The sequence below is a fragment of the Nocardioides anomalus genome (genome assembly GCF_011046535.1).
Classification (GTDB): domain Bacteria; phylum Actinomycetota; class Actinomycetes; order Propionibacteriales; family Nocardioidaceae; genus Nocardioides; species Nocardioides anomalus.
On sequence record NZ_CP049257.1, the window covers coordinates 3,825,213 to 3,840,074 of the forward strand.

Consider the following 14,862-nt stretch of genomic DNA (forward strand, 5'->3'; position numbering starts at 1 on the left):
TCAGCCGCGGCCGGCGACGCCCGCGGCCACGAGCTCGTCGCGCTCGGCCTGGCCCAGGCCCAGCCACTGCTCGAGGACCTCGTCGGTGTGCTCGCCGATGCTCGGGATCCCGTCGTACGTCGGCCCGTGGTAGTCGTGCAGGTGCACGACCGGGCCCGGCATGAGGACGCGACCGAGCGCCTCGCTGCCCTGGAGCTCGACCAGGGTGCGCTCCAGGTAGTGCTCGTCCTGGACGATGTCGCTGGCGTCGTTGACCTGGGAGCAGACGACCTCGTGCTCGTCGAGGATCTTGAGGATCTCGTCGCGGGGGCGCTCGGCGACCCAGGCGGTCACCTTCTCCTGGAGCTCGTCGTTGTGCTGCATGCGGACGGCGTTGGTCGCGTAGCGCGGGTCCTCGATGAGCTCGGGCTGACCCATGGCCGCGAAGAGCCGCTTGGCGATCCGCTGGTTCGACGCGGCGATGGACAGCCACTTGCCGTCGGCGGCCTGGTAGACCCCGCGCGGCGAGGCCGAGCCCGTGCCGTTGCCGACCCGACCCTGGACGAAGCCGGTGCCGGTGTAGTTCATGATCATGTCGCCCACGATGAACATGAGCGGCTCGTAGAGCGCCACGTCGACCTGGTCCCCGCGGCCGTCGCGCTCGCGGCGGTACAGCGCCATCGCGGTGCCCATCGCGGCCGCGATGCCGGAGATCGAGTCGGCGAAGCCGAACGGCGGCGACGTCGGCGGGGTCTCGGGCCAGCCGTTGATGTAGGCGAAGCCGCTGCCGGTCTCGGCGACCGTGCCGAACCCGGGCTTGGCCTTGTTGGGCCCGAACTGGCCGAAGCCGGAGACGCTGGTGACCACGATGCGCGGGTTGATCTCCGAGAGCGCCTGGTAGCCGATCCCCCAGGCGTCGACCCGCCCGGGCCGGAAGTTCTCGATGACCACGTCGACCTCGGTGGCCAGCCGGCGGATCAGGTCGTGGGCCTGCTCGGTGCGCAGGTCGAGGGCCAGCGAGCGCTTGCCGGAGTTGAGCCGGCCGAAGCCGAAGGACTGGCCGTTCTTCATCGGCGTCCACTGGCGGGCGTAGTCACCGGTCGCCGGGTCCTCGACCTTGACCACGTCCGCACCGAAGTCACGCAGCATCCGCCCGCACGTCGGCGCGGCGTACATCGACCCGAGCTCGAGGACCTTGACCCCCGCGAGCGGCCCCTGGGACTGCGCCATCACAGCCGCCACTGGATGTGCTTGACCTCGAGGTACTCGCGCATCCCCCACTCGCCGAGCTCACGCCCGACGCCGGAGCGGCCGTAGCCGCCGAACGGTGCGTCCGGACGCATCGCGCCACCGCCGTTGATCCACACCGTGCCGGCGCGGACGGCCTCGGCCATCCGGCGGGCCTGGACCGGGTCGTCGCACCAGATGTTCGCGGCCAGGCCGTACGCCGTGTCGTTGGCCAGGCGGACCGCGTCCTCCTCGTCCTCGAACGGCAGGATCACCGCGACGGGACCGAAGATCTCCTCCTGGACCGCACGCGCGTCGTGCGGCAGGTCGCCGAGCAGGACGGGGTTCACGAACCAGCCCTTCTCCGGCAGCGGCTTGGTCACCTCGAGCAGCTTGGTGCCGCCCTCGGCGACGGAGCCGTCGATGAAGCCCCGCACGCGGGCCTGGTGGTCGGGTCGGATCATCGGCCCGATGTTGGTCGCGCGGTCCCACGGGTCGCCCACGACCATCTGGTCGAAGGCCGAGGCGCCCGCCTCGAGGAACTCGTCGTAGCGGCTCTTGTGCACCAGCAGCCGCGCGAGCGCCGCGCAGCCCTGCCCGCCGTTGCGCGACCAGCGCAGGTGCATCTCGACCGCGATCTTCGAGACGTCGACGTCGGGCATGACAATGCTGGGCGACTTGCCGCCGAGCTCGAGGGTGACGCCGGCGAGGTTCTCCGCGGCCTGGGCCATGATCTTCGAGCCGACGCCGTCGGAGCCGGTGAAGGAGACGCGGTCGACGCCGCGGTGCGAGGAGAGCTGCACGCCGACCTCGGTGCCGCCGACGATGACGTTCATGACGCCGGCGGGCAGCCCGGCCTCCTGGATCAACTCGCCGAGCAGCAGCGTGGTCAGCGGCGTCCGCGGCGAGGGGAACAGCACGACGGTGCACCCCGCGGCCAGCGCGGCACCGAACTTGAAGATGGCCAGGTTGAGCGGGTAGTTGTAGCCGGTGATGGCGGCGACCACGCCGACGGGCTGGTGGACCACGTCGCTCTCGGTCGGCACCGGCTTGTCGTAGCCGCCGAGGTGCTCGGTCCGGTCGCGCTTCGCGGCCTCCGCCGCCCAGCGCAGGTGCTCGTCGACGGCCATCTTGACCTGGAGGTACTCCGCCAGCGCGACGGGCGTGCCGACCTCGTTGACGATCGAGGGCAGCAGCCGGTCGGCCGCGCCCTCGAGGACGTCGGCCAGTCGGTGGATGTGGCGCGACCGCTCCTCCCCGGACAGGGCCGCCCAGGCCGGGAACGCCGTGCGGGCCGCGGCGACGGCATCGTCGACCTGCGTGGGCGAGGCGCCGCCCACGGTCGCGATGACCTCCTCGGTGGCCGGGTTGAACACGTCCCAGCGCTCCCCCTCGGGGTCGACCATGTGTCCGCCGATGAGCAGCGTCCTGGTGTCGGGGACCCAGGTGCGCATCTCGTCCTCGGTCAGGGGGCGGTCGGTGGTGACGGACATCAGCGGGTCTCTCCTCGGGGCTGGGTGCTGTCGAAGGTGTCGGCGGTGACGCCGTCGTCGCGGAGCGCGGCCTTGCGGACCTTCTCCGAGGGCGTCTTGGGGAGCGCGTCGACGATGCGCAGGTAGCGCGGGATCGCGAAGGCGGGGATCTTGCCCTGGGCCCACGCGAGCAGGTCGCCGGCGCTGACCGCGTCGGGTCCCGTCGTGACCACGACCGCAAGGACCTCGTCCTCACCGGCCTCCTGGTCGGCGGGCACGCCGACGACGGCGGCCTCGACCACGTCGGGGTGGCCGAGCAGGGCCTGCTCGACCTCGTAGGAGCTGATGTTCTCGCCGCGGCGCCGCAGAGCGTCCTTGTAGCGGTCGATGAAGTAGAACCAGCCGTCCTCGTCCTGGCGCAGCGCGTCGCCGGTGTGGAACCACAGGTTGCGCCAGGCCTCGACGGTCTTCTCGGGCATGTTGTAGTAGCCGCCCGAGCAGGTCCACGGGTGCACCGGGCGGACCACGAGCTCGCCGATCTCGCCCACCGCGACCTCACGGTCGGTCTCGGGGTCGACCAGGCGGATGTCGAACCACTCCTTGTTCTGCAGCCCGGCCGCGCCCGCGGGCCGCGGCACGGCGTAGGGCGACATGATCGGCGCGCACGTCTCGGTCAGACCGAAGGCGTCGACGAACGCCTCGATGCCGTAGCGCTCCCTGAACTGCTCCACGATCGTGCTGGCCGTCGGCGCGGCGTACACGACGCGCAGCTGGTTGTCGCGGTCGTCGGCGCGCGGGTCCTGCTTCCAGGCGAAGTCCATCATCACGCCGACGAAGTTGGTCGCGGTCACGCCGGAGTCGCGGACGTGGTCGATCCAGCGGCTGGCGCTGAACTTGGGGCGCACGACGGCGCGGCCGCCCGCGACGATGACCGGGTAGACGGCCATGAACGTCGCGTTGCCGTGGAACAGCGGCGTGGTCGTCAGGTAGACGTCCTCGGGCGTGAGCCGGCACAGGGAGACGACGATCTGGGCGAAGAAGTACAGCTGCGACTGCGGCATGGCCACGCCCTTGGACGGGCCGGTGGTGCCGGAGGTGTAGAAGATCGCGCCCAGGTCCTGCGGGCGGACCTGCGGGAGCTCGGCCTTCTCGGCCGCCTCGAGCTCCTCCCACTCGGCGGCCTCCCAGCCGTGCTCGCGCAGCAGGTCGACGGCCTTGTCGCGGATGCCGGCGCCGGAGTCGATGACCCAGAACTTCTCGATGCCACGGGCGTGCTCGGCCACCGCGACCCACCGCTCGGCCATCACGTCGTCGATGACGGCGTAGCGCGCCTGCGCGACGTCGAGCTGGTGGCGCAGGAACTCGCCCTCGTAGTTGGTGTTGATCGGCACCTCGACCAGACCGCCGAGGGAGATGCCCCACCAGGTGCGGACGAAGCGCGAGGAGTTGTAGGCCATGAGGACCACCCGGTCGCCCTGGGCCGCGCCCGCGGCGTACAGCGCGGAGGCGATGCGCTCGGAGAAGTCCAGCGCCTCGGAGTAGGTCCAGGTCTGCTGCTCCTCGGGGGTGTCGAGGCAGACGGCGTCCGGTCGCTCGGCGGCGTGGTGGCGCAGCACGTGGCCGAAGGTCCAGGTCTCGGGGTCCGGGAACGTCGGGACGAGGTCCTCGTAGTACTGCATGCTCAGGCCTCCGCGGGCGCCGCGAAGGCCGACTCGTCGATGGTGGTGCGCGGCTCGAGCGCGAGCATCGCCGGCACGACGTCCTTGCCGAGGCGCTGGATGGCCGCGACGGTCTCGTCGCCGTCCATCGTCGGCCACTGCGGGCGCAGCAGCAGCGGGTCGACCGGGAGCTTGTGCACGTAGTCGGTGAGCGTGGCGACCACGTCGTCGGGCGTGCCGATGACCGCGTGGCCCGAGACCGCCTTGGCGAACTCGTTCTGCAGGTCCTGGTCCTTCATGACGTCGAGGCCCTTGTTGGCGTAGGTCAGGTAGCGGCCCTGCGCGACGCGGGCGAACTCGACGATCGCCTCGTCACGCGAGTCGGCCACTAGGCAGTTGCGGCGCAGCGGCTGCGGCGTGAACTCCTTGCCGCGTGCGGCGAAGCCGTCCATGACGATCTGGTGCCGCTCAGCGATCTCGTGCATGGGCGTCTCGGGCGGGCAGGCGTAGGCGTCGCCGTACTTGGCGCAGCGCTGGACGCCGGGGATGGCGTGGGCGCCGATCCAGATCGGCGGGTGCGGGTCCTGCACCGGGTGCAGGTGCGGGCGGACGTCCTCGAGGTGGAAGTACTTCCCGTGGTGAGTGACCTCGTCCTCGGTCCACAGCCGCTTCATCAGCTCCAGCGACTCGTCGAAGCGGCCGGCACGCTGCTTGTAGGGGATGTCGAGGTAGTCGAACTCCTCGGGCCGGTAGCCGAGCCCGGCGCCGAAGACGAGCCGGCCCTCGGTGACCACGTCGAGCGTCGCGATCTCCTCGGCCAGCATCACCGGGTGGTAGAGCGGCGCGATCATGATCTGGGTGACGAGCTTGACGTCGGGGTCGACCTCGGCCGCCAGGCGGGCCAGGAGCGGCACCGGCTGGAGCCAGCGCAGCTCGCCGTACAGGAAGTGCTGGCCGATCGCGATGTAGGTGAAGCCGTTGGCCTGGGCGGCCTCGACGATGCGGAGCACGTCCTTGAACTGCTGAGCCGGGGTCACCGACTTCGGCACGTCGCTCAGGAGCAGACCCATCTTGACCATGCTGTTGTCCCTCGGTTCCTGGAGTCACGGGCGGCCGTGCCGCTCACGCCATAACCATCATATTGATGCTCATGGATTCGTCAATGTGTCGGCGTGGTGAACGCCGACGGCTCGATGGTCGTCCGCGCCTCCAGCTCGCGTACGCCGGGCACCACGTCGCGCCCGAGCCGGCGGATCGCGGCGCACACCTCGTCAGCCGACATCGATGGCCACCCCGGCCGCCACACGATCGGGTCGACGGGCAGGCGGGTCGCGAGGTCGGTCAGCTGGGCGACCACCTCGTCGGGCGTGCCGATGACCGCGTGGTCGGCGACGGTGTCGAGGAACCGGCGCTCGAGCTCGCCGAGGTCCATCGCGTCGAAGCCGGTCTGGGCGTAGGCCACGTAGCGCCCCTGCGCAACCCGGGCGAACTCCGCGCGCGCCTGCTCGGTGGTGTCGGCGACCATCCCGTTGCGGCGCACCGGCTGGGGCGTGAACGCCTTCCCGCGCGCGGCGAAGCCGTCCATCACGACCTGGTGCCGCTCGGCGATCTCGGCCACCGTCGCCTCCGGCGAGCAGGCGTAGGCGTCGGCGTACCGCGCGGCCCGGCGCACGCCGGGGAGCGCCTGGGCGCCGACCCAGATCGGCGGGTGCGGGTCCTGCACCGGGCGCAGGTGCGGTCGCACGCCCTCGAGCTGCCAGTGCCGGCCGTGGTGGGTGACCTCGTCCTCGGTCCAGAGCCGCGGCAGGAGCTCGAGGATCTCGTCGAAGCGGCTGGCGCGCTGCTTGAAGGGCACGTCGAGGTGGTCGAACTCCTCGGGTCGGTAGCCCAGGCCGCAGCCCCAGGTGAACCGTCCCTCGGTCACCACGTCGAGGGTGGCGAGCTCCTCGGCCAGCAGCACCGGGTGGTAGAGCGGCGCGACCATGATGTTGGTGGCGAGCCGCACGTGGGGGTCCACGTCCGCGGCCAGGCGCGCGAGCAGCGGGACCGGCTGGAGCCAGCGCAGCTCGCCGTACAGGAAGTGCTGGCCGATCGCGATGTGGGTGAAGCCGGCCTCCTGCGCGGCCTCGACCATCCGCCGCACCGCGTCGAAGTGCTCGGCGGGCGGCAGGGAGGTCGGGACGTCGCTGAGGTGGACTCCCATCTGGACCATGCGCTCAGGCCTGGCCGGCGACCGCCGGCGCCACCGCCGGCAGCCCGCCGCCGTCCCACCCACCGTCGACGGGCAGGACGACACCACTGATGTAGCGCGCCTGCTCGGAGACCAGGAAGGTCACGGCGTGGCCGATGTCGTGCGGGTGCCCGACGTGGCCGAGCGGGATGCGGGTCAGCGCGAGCTCGTTGGACAGCCGGCCCGAGGCTATCATCGCGCGCTGCATCTCGGTCTCGATGGTCCCGGGCGCGACGGCGTTGACGCGGATGCCGTCCGGACCCCACTCCATGGCCAGGGAGCGGACCAGGCCGTCGACCCCGGACTTGGAGGCGCAGTACGCCGCGCGCGCGGCGAACCCCTGGTGGGCGGCGATCGAGGAGAGCATCACCATGCTGCCGCCGCTGGACAGGTGCGGACGCGCGGCCTGGGCACCGCGGAAGACCCCGCGCAGGTTGACCCCCAGGACGCGGTCCCACTCCGCCACGTCGTAGGTCACGGTCTCGCCCGGCGAGGCGACGCCGGCGTTGAACACGACCGCGCGCAGACCGTCGCCCCGCGCCGCGGCCTCCTGGCAGGCACGGTCCACGACGGCCGGGTCGGTCACGTCACCGACGAGGCCGAGGTGGCCCTCGCCCTCGAGGCCCAGGTCGGTCACGGACTCGTGCAGGTCGATCCCGACGACCGTGTGCCCAGCGCTCGCGAGGCACTCGGCGATGCCCTTGCCCAGACCCTGCGCGGCTCCAGTGACCACCACTCCGTTGGGCCGTCCGCTGGGCATCGCGCTCCTCCGCTCAGGCCCACCACGAGGCTGGCGGGCCGGGTCCCGCGACGCTAGCATCGGCGTGCTTACTCTGACAATGATGCGCCTTGATTGGAGCCCCGTGGATCTGGACCTCGCCACCACCACGACCCTCGCCACCTCGCCCGAGGAGCTCGCCCGGCAGGTGCGGAGGCTCGCGGACACCGAGGCGGTCCGCGCGCTCAACGCGCTCTACTCCGTCGCGGTCGACGACCACGACCTGGCCACGGTCGTGCGCTGCTTCGCCGCGGACGGCACCTTCACCCGCGCCGGCGTGACCTACCGGGGCCACGACGAGCTGCGGCCGTTCTACGCCTCGATGATGGACCGCTACGTGACCACCCTGCACGTGTCGCACTCGCACGTCCTCGATCTCGACACCCATGCCGGCAGCGGCACCGGCCTGGCCACCGGCCACGGCGAGCTCGCGCTCGAGGGCCGGCTGCTCATGACCGCCTTCCGCTACGACGACCGCTACGTCCGGCTCGAGGACGGCCGCTGGGTCTTCGCCGCCCGTGACCTGCGCTCGATGTACGTGATGCCGATCGAGGAGATGCCGCACGGCTTCGCCGACTCCCGCCGGGTCCGGATGCCCGGCGCGGAGCCTGCCCAGGCCGCGATCCCCGAGACGCTGCCCACCTGGACGACGTACCGCGACCTCCTCTGAGCCTCAGCCCTTGCCGACGTGGGCGTAGCTGCCCTCGGCGGCCGGCAGCACGAGCTGGCGCTGCACGCGGATCTTCTTGTGCGCGAGCCGCAGCTCGCCGTCCACCTCACGGTGCACGTCGTCGTACACCCCGATGACCACGCGGGTCCGGCCCTCCTCGAGCATCGTGGCCTCGAAGTAGGCGTGGGTCACGACGTCGTCGCCGTCGCGCTCGGCCAGCACGTTGGTGACCACGTGCTTGCACACCGGGATCTCGAGCGCGTTGTGCGCGCGGTAGACGTCGAGGAACGCCTCGACCCCGTCCTCGGTCGGGTGGTCACCGCGCGTGATCTGGATGTCGTCGGTGGCCATGGCGCGCAGCGCGTCGAGGTCGCCTTCGTCGACCGCGCGGGCGTAGCGGTAGTAGAGACGGGCGCTCTGGGCGCCCAGGACGCCGAGGTCGGTCGTGGTGTCGTGGCTCATCGGGCTGTCTGTCCTCCGTCGACGGGAATGGTCGCGCCGGTCACGAAGCCGGCGTCGTCACTGGCGAGGAACGCGACCACGCCGGCGATCTCCGCCGGGGTCGCGGGCCTCTGCAGGGGGATGAGGGCGATGAACGCCTCCATCAGGTCGGCCATGTCCGCACCGGGGTCGCGGCCGAAGAACGTGGGGAGCATCGGGGTGTCCACCGGGCCGGGGCAGATCACGTTGACCCGCACGCCGTCCGGCCCGCCGACCAGCGCCAGCGCGCGGGTGTACGCCGTGAGCGCTCCCTTGGTCAGCGAGTAGAGCGGACTGAACGGCGAGCCGACGAGGGCCGCGGTCGACGCGGTCATCGAGATCGAGCCCAGGCGGTCGGCCTTCTTGACCAGCTCGTAGCCGAGCGAGGCCACGTAGAAGGCCTGCTTGACGTTGACGTCGATGGCCAGGTCGAAGTCGGCCTCGCTGACGTCGAGGCCGCCGGCCCCGGGCATGCCCACCTGGTTGTGCAGGACGTGGAGCTTGCCGTGCTCGGCGTCGATGTGGGCGTACAGCGCGCGCAGCGCGTCGGTGTCGGTGGCGTCGAGCGTGACGGCCTGCGCGGCGTCGCCGATCTCCTCCGCCACCGCCGCGGCGCCGTCGGCCGACAGGTCCGCGACGTAGACGTGCGCACCCTCCTCGGCCAGCCGCAGCGAGGTCGCCCGCCCCATCCCGGACCCGCCGCCCACGACGAGCGCCACGCGCCCCTCGAGGCGCGCTGGTCGTGGGGTCACGCGCCGCCGCCGCCCAGTCGCCGGGAGGGCACCTCGGGTCCGAGCGCGGAGAAGAAGCCGACCAGGAACGCCGACGGGTCCAGGCTGTCGCTGACCGCGATCAGGGGTTCGCGGCCGGCCGCCGTGGCCTCGGCGCGCTCCCGGCGGCCGTGGAGGAACTGCTCGTAGGCGCGGGCGACCCGGTCGTCCTCGATCGCGTAGAGAGCGAGGTAGCGGTAGGGCACGTCGGGCGCGCCCTCGAGGTCGGCGAGCTCGAAGCGCTGGGCCGCCGCGAAGCCGTCGAGCTTGTCGATGGTCTCGCGCATGTGCACGTCGTACCACGCGTGGAACTCGGCCTCCCGGCCGTCCTTGGCGTTGCTCAGCACGAGCATGAGGTGCTGGGGCACGGGGTCAGACAACCTTGTGCGGGCGGGCCGGCTCGGTGTCGAGGCCGCGGCCGTTGCCGGGGATCTTGCGCTGGTCGTGACTCGTCGGCTTGGCCTCCGGGACCACCTCGAACACCACGCGGTGGGGGCTGTCGAGCAGCGCCCGCCACTGGTCCGGGCCCTCGGGTTGGAGGCGGTGGGTGAACTCGTGCAGGAACCAGTCGAGGGTCTCCCGGTCCCGGTGCACCACCACGCGGCCGCGGACCGCGACCATCCGGCGGCCGGGCAGCGCACCGGCGCTGGAGACGATCACGGTCACCCGCTCGTCGCGGTCGGCGGCCTTGACGTGCCGGCGCCCCTCGACCGCGGTGAGCCAGAAGCGGCCGTCGACCCAGATGAAGCTCATGATGACGCCGGTCGGCCAGCCGTCCGCGGTGCTGAAGACGAAGCTGCACTCGGTCTGGGTGGTGAGCAGCTCCTCCTGGGCCTCGTCGTCGAGGTGGGTGCCCTGGAGCTTCTCGAGGTTCTTGGTGCCGAGCTCGCCGCTCATCGCCCGCCTCCCGGTTGTGAGCAAAACCATGATGTTCATGAGCATGATTACCGACTACAGTCGGGACCGCAAGAGTCCGCAACCCGGAGGTACGCATGCCTGAGGCCGTGATCGTCGACGCCGTCCGCTCGCCGATGGGGAAGGGCAAGCCGGGTGGCGCGCTCTCCGGGCTGCACGCGGTCGACCTGCTCAGCCAGACCCTCGCCGCGCTCGTGCAGCGCACGGGCATCGACCCGGGCACGGTCGAGGACTTCATGGTCGGCTGCGTGACCCAGGCCGGGGAGCAGTCCGGGACGCCGGGCCGCCAGGCGTGGCTCGCCGCCGGCTACCCGGTCCACGTCCCGTCGGTGACCATCGAGCGCAAGTGCGGCTCGGGGCAGCAGGCGCTGGAGTTCGCGGTCCAGGGCGTGGTCGCTGGCACCTACGACATCGTGGTCGCCGGCGGCATCGAGTCGATGAGCCGGGTGCGCATGGGGGTGAACCGGCTCGACCAGGACCCGCAGGGCCCGACGGTGCGCGAGCGGTTCCCCGACCTGGTCCCCCAGGGCGTCTCGGCCGAGCTGGTCGCCGAGAAGTGGGGCCTGTCGCGCCAGCAGCTGGACGAGTACGCCGCCCGCTCCCACGAGCTCGCGGCCGCGGCCGCCGACTCCGGTGGCTTCGACGACGAGATCGTCACCATCACCACCCCCGACGGCACCAAGGTCACCGCCGACGAGTCCATCCGCCGCGGTACGACGGCCGAGAAGCTGGCCGGTCTCGACGCCGTCTTCGGCACCGAGGAGAACCGGGCCAAGCTGCCGCACATCGACTGGAAGGTGACCGCGGGCAACGCCTCGCAGATCACCGACGGGGCGGGCGCCGTACTCGTGATGAGCGCGGAGCGGGCCGCGGCTCTCGGCCTCCGGCCCCGGGCCCGGGTGGTCGCGTCCTCGGTCGTCGGCGACGACCCGACGCTCATGCTCACCGGACCGATCCCCGCCACCGCCAAGGTGCTGGAGCGCTCGGGGATGAGCATCGACCAGATCGACGCCGTCGAGATCAACGAGGCCTTCGCGCCGGTGCCGCTCGCCTGGCAGGCGGAGTTCCCCGTCGAGATGGCCAGACTGAACCCACGTGGCGGCGCGATCGCGCTCGGGCACCCGCTGGGCGCCTCGGGCATCCGCCTGTTCACCTCCCTGCTGAACCACCTCGAGCAGACCGGCGGCCGCTACGGCCTGCAGTCGATGTGCGAGGCGGGCGGCATGGCCAACGCGACGATCTTCGAGGTGCTCCGATGAACCTGACCCACGCTTCCGCCCTCGTCACCGGCGGGGCCTCCGGCCTCGGCCTGGCCACCGTGCAGCAGCTCGTCGACCGCGGCGTGCACACGACGATCGTCGACCTGCCCTCCTCCGACGGCGAGGCGGTCGCGGAGAAGCTGGGCGACCTCGCGTCGTTCTCCCCCTCCGACGTCCGCGACGAGGAGGGCGTCGACCGCGCCCTCGACATCGCCACCAGCAAGGCGCCCTTGCGCGTGCTCGTGCACTGCGCCGGTCGCGGCGGCACCGTGCGCCTGGTCAACAAGGACGGCAGCCCGGGCGACTACGACCTCTACCGCGAGATCGTCGACATCAACCTGGCCGGCACCTTCAACGTGCTGCGCCTCAGCGCCGCCCGCATGTCCGCCAACGAGCCGGTCGACGACGAGCGCGGCGTCTGCGTGCTCACCGCCTCGGTCGCCGCGTGGGAGGGCCAGATCGGCCAGATCCCCTACGCCTCGGCCAAGGCCGGCGTGGTGGGCATGACCCTGGTCGCCGCCCGCGACCTGTCCCGCGCGCTCATCCGCGTCTGCTCGGTCGCCCCCGGCGTCTTCGACACCCCGATCCTCAACCGCTTCTCCCAGGAGATCAAGGACGGCCTGGCCGCCCAGATCCCCCACCCCGCCCGCCTCGGCCGGCCCGAGGAGTTCGCCGCCACGGCTATGCACATCGTGGACAACGCCATGCTGAACGGCGAGACCATCCGCCTCGACGGCGCCATCCGGATGACCCCTCGATGACCGACACCCAGGCACCTGCGACGGAGAACGTCACCACCGAGGTCGTCGACGGCGTCCTCGTCGTCACCATCGACCGGCCCGAGGCCCGCAACGCGATCAACACCGCCACCGCCGTCGAGATCGGCGCCGCGATGGACCGCCTCGACGACGACCCGACCCTCGTCGCCGGCGTCCTCACCGGTGCGGGGGGCACCTTCTGCGCCGGCATGGACCTCAAGGCCTTCCTCGCCGGCGAGAAGCCCTCCATCCCCGGCCGCGGCTTCGCCGGCATCGTCGAGGGCCCGCCCGCCAAGCCGATCATCGCCGCCATCGAGGGCTACGCCCTCGCGGGCGGGTTCGAGATCGCCCTGGCCTGCGACATGATCGTCGCCGCCGAGGACGCCAAGTTCGGCCTCCCCGAGGTCAAGCGCGGCCTGGTCGCCGCCGGCGGCGGCCTGATGCGCCTCCCCGAGCGCGTGCCGTACCACCTGGCCATGGAGTGGTCCCTCACCGGCGAGCTCGTCCCCGCCACCCGCGCCCACGAGGTCGGCTTCGTCAACCGCCTGACCCCGAAGGGCGGAGCCCTCGACGCCGCCCTCGAGCTCGGCCGCGCCATCGCCCAGAACGGGCCCCTCGCCGTACGGGCCACCAAGCGCGTGATCGTCGAGTCCCCCGGCTGGACGCGCGAGGAGATGTTCGACAAGCAGCGCGAGATCACCCTCCCCGTCCGCGAGTCCGAGGACGCCCGCGAGGGCGCCACCGCCTTCAAGGAGAAGCGCGCCCCCCAGTGGAAAGCCCGGTAGAGACATGACCCGCATCCCACCCGCCAGCCCCGACGTCTATGGACCGCTCTTCGGCGACCAAGCGCCGCTTCGCCAGCAGGTCTACGCCAACGCCCCCGCCATTGCCGGCCCGTACCTGCAGTTCATGAAGGCCCTGCGCGACAACTCCGTCCTCGCGAGACGTCTCGTCGAGCTCGTCCGCCTCCGCATCAGCTTCCACAACCAGTGCCGAAGCTGCATGGCCATCCGCTACGCCGACGGCATCGACGACGGCCTCACCGAGGACCTCGTCTGCAGCCTCGAGAAGCCCCAGGAAGCAGACGACCTCACCCCAGCCGAACGAGCCGCCCTCGCCTTCGCCGACAAGATGGCCACCGACCACCTCCAGGTCGACGACCAGACCTTCAGAGACCTCGCCGCCCACTTCACCGACCAGGAACGCATGGACCTCTGCTTCCAGGTCGCCACCTTCGTCGGCTACGGCCGCCTGGGCTCCGCCCTCGCCATGACCGATGACCTCCCGCAGGAGTACGCCGATCCGGACGCGGTGCTGGCGCCGTGGACGCAAACACCTCAGTCAGTCGTCTGACTTCGTCAGCCTCCCTCCCTCGGCGCCTGCGTCCACGGCGCCAGCACCGCGTCCGGATCGGCGTACTCCTGCGGGAGGTCGTCGGTCAGAGTGATGGATCTGTGACAAGACCAGACGTCTCCGAGTCTGCCGGCGGCGAGCCGAGAAGTGCGGCAAAGCTACTGAGAGTGTCAAGTCGATCGACCGCTTCGCTCTATCGGATTCCGAGGGCGCGGCGGTGTACGGTCCTACCCTTAGCGCGGGATCGAGCATGGGGACTTGGATGTTAGACGAGTCAGCTCTCCTCTTGGGGAGGCTTTCGGACCGGATCAGCCAGCGCCGGCGCCCCTTGGCGCTAATCCTTGGGTCCGCAATCTGTCAGCAAGATGGCAGAGGCGTGACAGGCGTGAAAGGGATCGTGCAGGCTGGACTGGCCCAATTTGGCGATGTCGATCCCGATCAGTCGCTCTTGCGAGCTTTAGAGAGTTCAGCCGTCGACCTCGGCGAGATCTACCGAATCTTCATGGGTCGCTTGATCAAGTTCCGCGGTCGCTCCGCCGCCGACGGGCTCGTACGCGACGCGGTGCTCGCCGCATGGGCTGGAAACGGAGTTCCGACTGGGGACGGCACCGCTGCCGCGGAGAACGCCGATTGGAGTCTGACCGATGGCCTGATCGGGCTCGGCGAGATCATTGCGGCCAACCCCGAGGCATTCTCGGTGATCATAACCACCAACTTCGATCCCCTAATCGAGGTCGCCTTAGCTCGCGCTGGAGTTCAGACTCGTCGTCGGGTCGTAACGGGTGATGCGCCCATTGCCAATGACACGACTGCCTCAGTCGACGGGGTCGTGGAGGTCGTGTACGTTCATGGGTTCTGGCACCAAGCGCCGACCATGCACACGCCCGAGCAGCTGATGTACTCGCGCCCTCGACTACAGACTGCCATAGTCCGGACCATCGGGAACGCAGACGCTCTCGTCGTGGGTTATGGCGGCTGGGACGATGTTGTGACCGGGGCGCTTGAGGCTCTAGCCGTCGACGATGGCGCCACAGCCGAGGTCATGTGGTGCTTTTATGAATCCGACGAGGCCGTTATTCAAGCGCGGCATCGGACTCTCCTTGGCCGCGTCGGTCGATTGATTATTGACGGCCTCTTTCACAGATATTCGGGCATCGACTGCCACGCGTTTTTCCCCCCGCTTAGCCCGAGAGTTGGAGATATATTCGGACGAGGCAGTTCCTGCCGTCCACGGGGCGCCGAAGGGTCTAGTCCTACTTGACGACTCCTTAATCTCAGGCGCCCAAGCTCTTCATTCCGAACAGGACCTGTCG

At 70.8% G+C, this 14,862-nt stretch carries 16 protein-coding genes; 6 read left to right on the forward strand and 10 right to left on the reverse strand.

Going from position 1 to position 14,862, the window contains the following annotated elements; all coding sequences use genetic code 11:
* The 6 genes from G5V58_RS19130 to G5V58_RS19155 all read right to left on the reverse strand — a co-directional run bounded on the left by G5V58_RS19130 (position 1) and on the right by G5V58_RS19155 (position 7,326).
* Positions 1 to 1,209, reverse strand: coding sequence for a CaiB/BaiF CoA transferase family protein (locus G5V58_RS19130; RefSeq protein ID WP_165236336.1), 1,209 nt, complete (start codon positions 1,207 to 1,209; stop codon positions 1 to 3).
* Complete coding sequence (locus tag G5V58_RS19135; RefSeq protein ID WP_165236338.1) at positions 1,209 to 2,699, reverse strand: aldehyde dehydrogenase family protein; 1,491 nt, start codon at positions 2,697 to 2,699, stop codon at positions 1,209 to 1,211. The genes G5V58_RS19130 and G5V58_RS19135 overlap by 1 nt, the downstream gene beginning before the upstream one ends.
* Positions 2,699 to 4,357, reverse strand: a complete 1,659-nt coding sequence (locus G5V58_RS19140) for an AMP-binding protein (protein WP_165236340.1) — start codon at positions 4,355 to 4,357, stop codon at positions 2,699 to 2,701. The genes G5V58_RS19135 and G5V58_RS19140 overlap by 1 nt, the downstream gene beginning before the upstream one ends.
* A gap of 2 nt (positions 4,358 to 4,359) precedes the next feature.
* Positions 4,360 to 5,406: an LLM class flavin-dependent oxidoreductase gene (locus G5V58_RS19145; protein WP_230486751.1), complete on the reverse strand. Its 1,047-nt coding sequence runs from the start codon at positions 5,404 to 5,406 to the stop codon at positions 4,360 to 4,362.
* Positions 5,407 to 5,495: 89 nt separating this feature from the next.
* A complete protein-coding gene (locus tag G5V58_RS19150) occupies positions 5,496 to 6,548 on the reverse strand; it encodes an LLM class flavin-dependent oxidoreductase (protein WP_165236344.1) in 1,053 nt (350 codons plus the stop codon).
* 4 nt (positions 6,549 to 6,552) lie between these two features.
* Positions 6,553 to 7,326 (reverse strand): SDR family NAD(P)-dependent oxidoreductase, encoded by a 774-nt coding sequence (locus G5V58_RS19155; RefSeq protein WP_165236346.1) that lies wholly within the window; start codon positions 7,324 to 7,326, stop codon positions 6,553 to 6,555.
* A 103-nt stretch (positions 7,327 to 7,429) separates the two neighbouring features.
* Between G5V58_RS19155 and G5V58_RS19160 the strand changes: the two genes are divergently transcribed.
* Positions 7,430 to 8,014: a nuclear transport factor 2 family protein gene (locus G5V58_RS19160; RefSeq protein ID WP_230486752.1), complete on the forward strand. Its 585-nt coding sequence runs from the start codon at positions 7,430 to 7,432 to the stop codon at positions 8,012 to 8,014.
* Between the two features lie 3 nt (positions 8,015 to 8,017).
* Here the strand turns inward: G5V58_RS19160 and G5V58_RS19165 are convergent, their stop codons facing one another.
* Genes G5V58_RS19165 through G5V58_RS19180 form a run of 4 tightly spaced genes read right to left on the reverse strand, consistent with a single transcriptional unit; the run spans position 8,018 to position 10,161 of the window.
* Complete coding sequence (locus G5V58_RS19165; protein WP_165236350.1) at positions 8,018 to 8,476, reverse strand: nuclear transport factor 2 family protein; 459 nt, start codon at positions 8,474 to 8,476, stop codon at positions 8,018 to 8,020.
* The gene (locus tag G5V58_RS19170) at positions 8,473 to 9,213 is read right to left on the reverse strand and encodes an SDR family NAD(P)-dependent oxidoreductase (protein ID WP_230486753.1); all 741 of its coding nucleotides are present in this window, start codon (positions 9,211 to 9,213) and stop codon (positions 8,473 to 8,475) included. The genes G5V58_RS19165 and G5V58_RS19170 overlap by 4 nt, the downstream gene beginning before the upstream one ends.
* A gap of 29 nt (positions 9,214 to 9,242) precedes the next feature.
* Positions 9,243 to 9,632 carry a hypothetical protein gene (locus tag G5V58_RS19175; protein ID WP_165236352.1) on the reverse strand — a complete coding sequence of 130 codons (390 nt, stop codon included), beginning with the start codon at positions 9,630 to 9,632 and terminating at the stop codon, positions 9,243 to 9,245.
* A gap of 4 nt (positions 9,633 to 9,636) precedes the next feature.
* The gene (locus G5V58_RS19180) at positions 9,637 to 10,161 is read right to left on the reverse strand and encodes a pyridoxamine 5'-phosphate oxidase family protein (protein ID WP_165236354.1); all 525 of its coding nucleotides are present in this window, start codon (positions 10,159 to 10,161) and stop codon (positions 9,637 to 9,639) included.
* A gap of 95 nt (positions 10,162 to 10,256) precedes the next feature.
* On the opposite strand from G5V58_RS19180, the gene G5V58_RS19185 reads away from it, so the two are divergent.
* The 5 genes from G5V58_RS19185 (at position 10,257) to G5V58_RS19205 (ending at position 14,810) form a co-directional block, all read left to right on the forward strand.
* Positions 10,257 to 11,438 carry a thiolase family protein gene (locus tag G5V58_RS19185; protein WP_165236356.1) on the forward strand — a complete coding sequence of 394 codons (1,182 nt, stop codon included), beginning with the start codon at positions 10,257 to 10,259 and terminating at the stop codon, positions 11,436 to 11,438.
* Entirely contained in the window at positions 11,435 to 12,199 is a 765-nt protein-coding gene (locus G5V58_RS19190) for an SDR family NAD(P)-dependent oxidoreductase (RefSeq protein ID WP_165236358.1), read from the forward strand. Before G5V58_RS19185 ends, G5V58_RS19190 begins: the two co-directional genes overlap by 4 nt.
* Positions 12,196 to 12,981, forward strand: coding sequence for a crotonase/enoyl-CoA hydratase family protein (locus G5V58_RS19195; RefSeq protein ID WP_165236360.1), 786 nt, complete (start codon positions 12,196 to 12,198; stop codon positions 12,979 to 12,981). Before G5V58_RS19190 ends, G5V58_RS19195 begins: the two co-directional genes overlap by 4 nt.
* Positions 12,982 to 12,985: 4 nt before the next feature.
* Positions 12,986 to 13,549, forward strand: coding sequence for a carboxymuconolactone decarboxylase family protein (locus tag G5V58_RS19200; protein WP_165236362.1), 564 nt, complete (start codon positions 12,986 to 12,988; stop codon positions 13,547 to 13,549).
* A 385-nt stretch (positions 13,550 to 13,934) separates the two neighbouring features.
* On the forward strand, positions 13,935 to 14,810 hold the full coding sequence (locus G5V58_RS19205; RefSeq protein WP_165236364.1) for an SIR2 family protein: 876 nt from the start codon (positions 13,935 to 13,937) through the stop codon (positions 14,808 to 14,810).
* Positions 14,811 to 14,862 lie beyond the last annotated feature (52 nt).

What these genes read in the sequence shown, in the direction of transcription:
- G5V58_RS19155 (WP_165236346.1), bottom strand. Translation starts at nt 7,326, where the DNA reads ATGCCCAGCGGACGGCCCAACGGAGTGGTGGTCACTGGAGCCGCGCAG.
- G5V58_RS19190 (WP_165236358.1), top strand. Translation starts at nt 11,435, where the DNA reads ATGAACCTGACCCACGCTTCCGCCCTCGTCACCGGCGGGGCCTCCGGC.
- G5V58_RS19150 (WP_165236344.1), bottom strand. Translation starts at nt 6,548, where the DNA reads ATGGTCCAGATGGGAGTCCACCTCAGCGACGTCCCGACCTCCCTGCCG.
- G5V58_RS19130 (WP_165236336.1), bottom strand. Translation starts at nt 1,209, where the DNA reads ATGGCGCAGTCCCAGGGGCCGCTCGCGGGGGTCAAGGTCCTCGAGCTC.
- G5V58_RS19135 (WP_165236338.1), bottom strand. Translation starts at nt 2,699, where the DNA reads ATGTCCGTCACCACCGACCGCCCCCTGACCGAGGACGAGATGCGCACC.
- G5V58_RS19140 (WP_165236340.1), bottom strand. Translation starts at nt 4,357, where the DNA reads ATGCAGTACTACGAGGACCTCGTCCCGACGTTCCCGGACCCCGAGACC.
- G5V58_RS19145 (WP_230486751.1), bottom strand. Translation starts at nt 5,406, where the DNA reads ATGGGTCTGCTCCTGAGCGACGTGCCGAAGTCGGTGACCCCGGCTCAG.
- G5V58_RS19195 (WP_165236360.1), top strand. Translation starts at nt 12,196, where the DNA reads ATGACCGACACCCAGGCACCTGCGACGGAGAACGTCACCACCGAGGTC.
- G5V58_RS19165 (WP_165236350.1), bottom strand. Translation starts at nt 8,476, where the DNA reads ATGAGCCACGACACCACGACCGACCTCGGCGTCCTGGGCGCCCAGAGC.
- G5V58_RS19180 (WP_165236354.1), bottom strand. Translation starts at nt 10,161, where the DNA reads ATGAGCGGCGAGCTCGGCACCAAGAACCTCGAGAAGCTCCAGGGCACC.
- G5V58_RS19200 (WP_165236362.1), top strand. Translation starts at nt 12,986, where the DNA reads ATGACCCGCATCCCACCCGCCAGCCCCGACGTCTATGGACCGCTCTTC.
- G5V58_RS19185 (WP_165236356.1), top strand. Translation starts at nt 10,257, where the DNA reads ATGCCTGAGGCCGTGATCGTCGACGCCGTCCGCTCGCCGATGGGGAAG.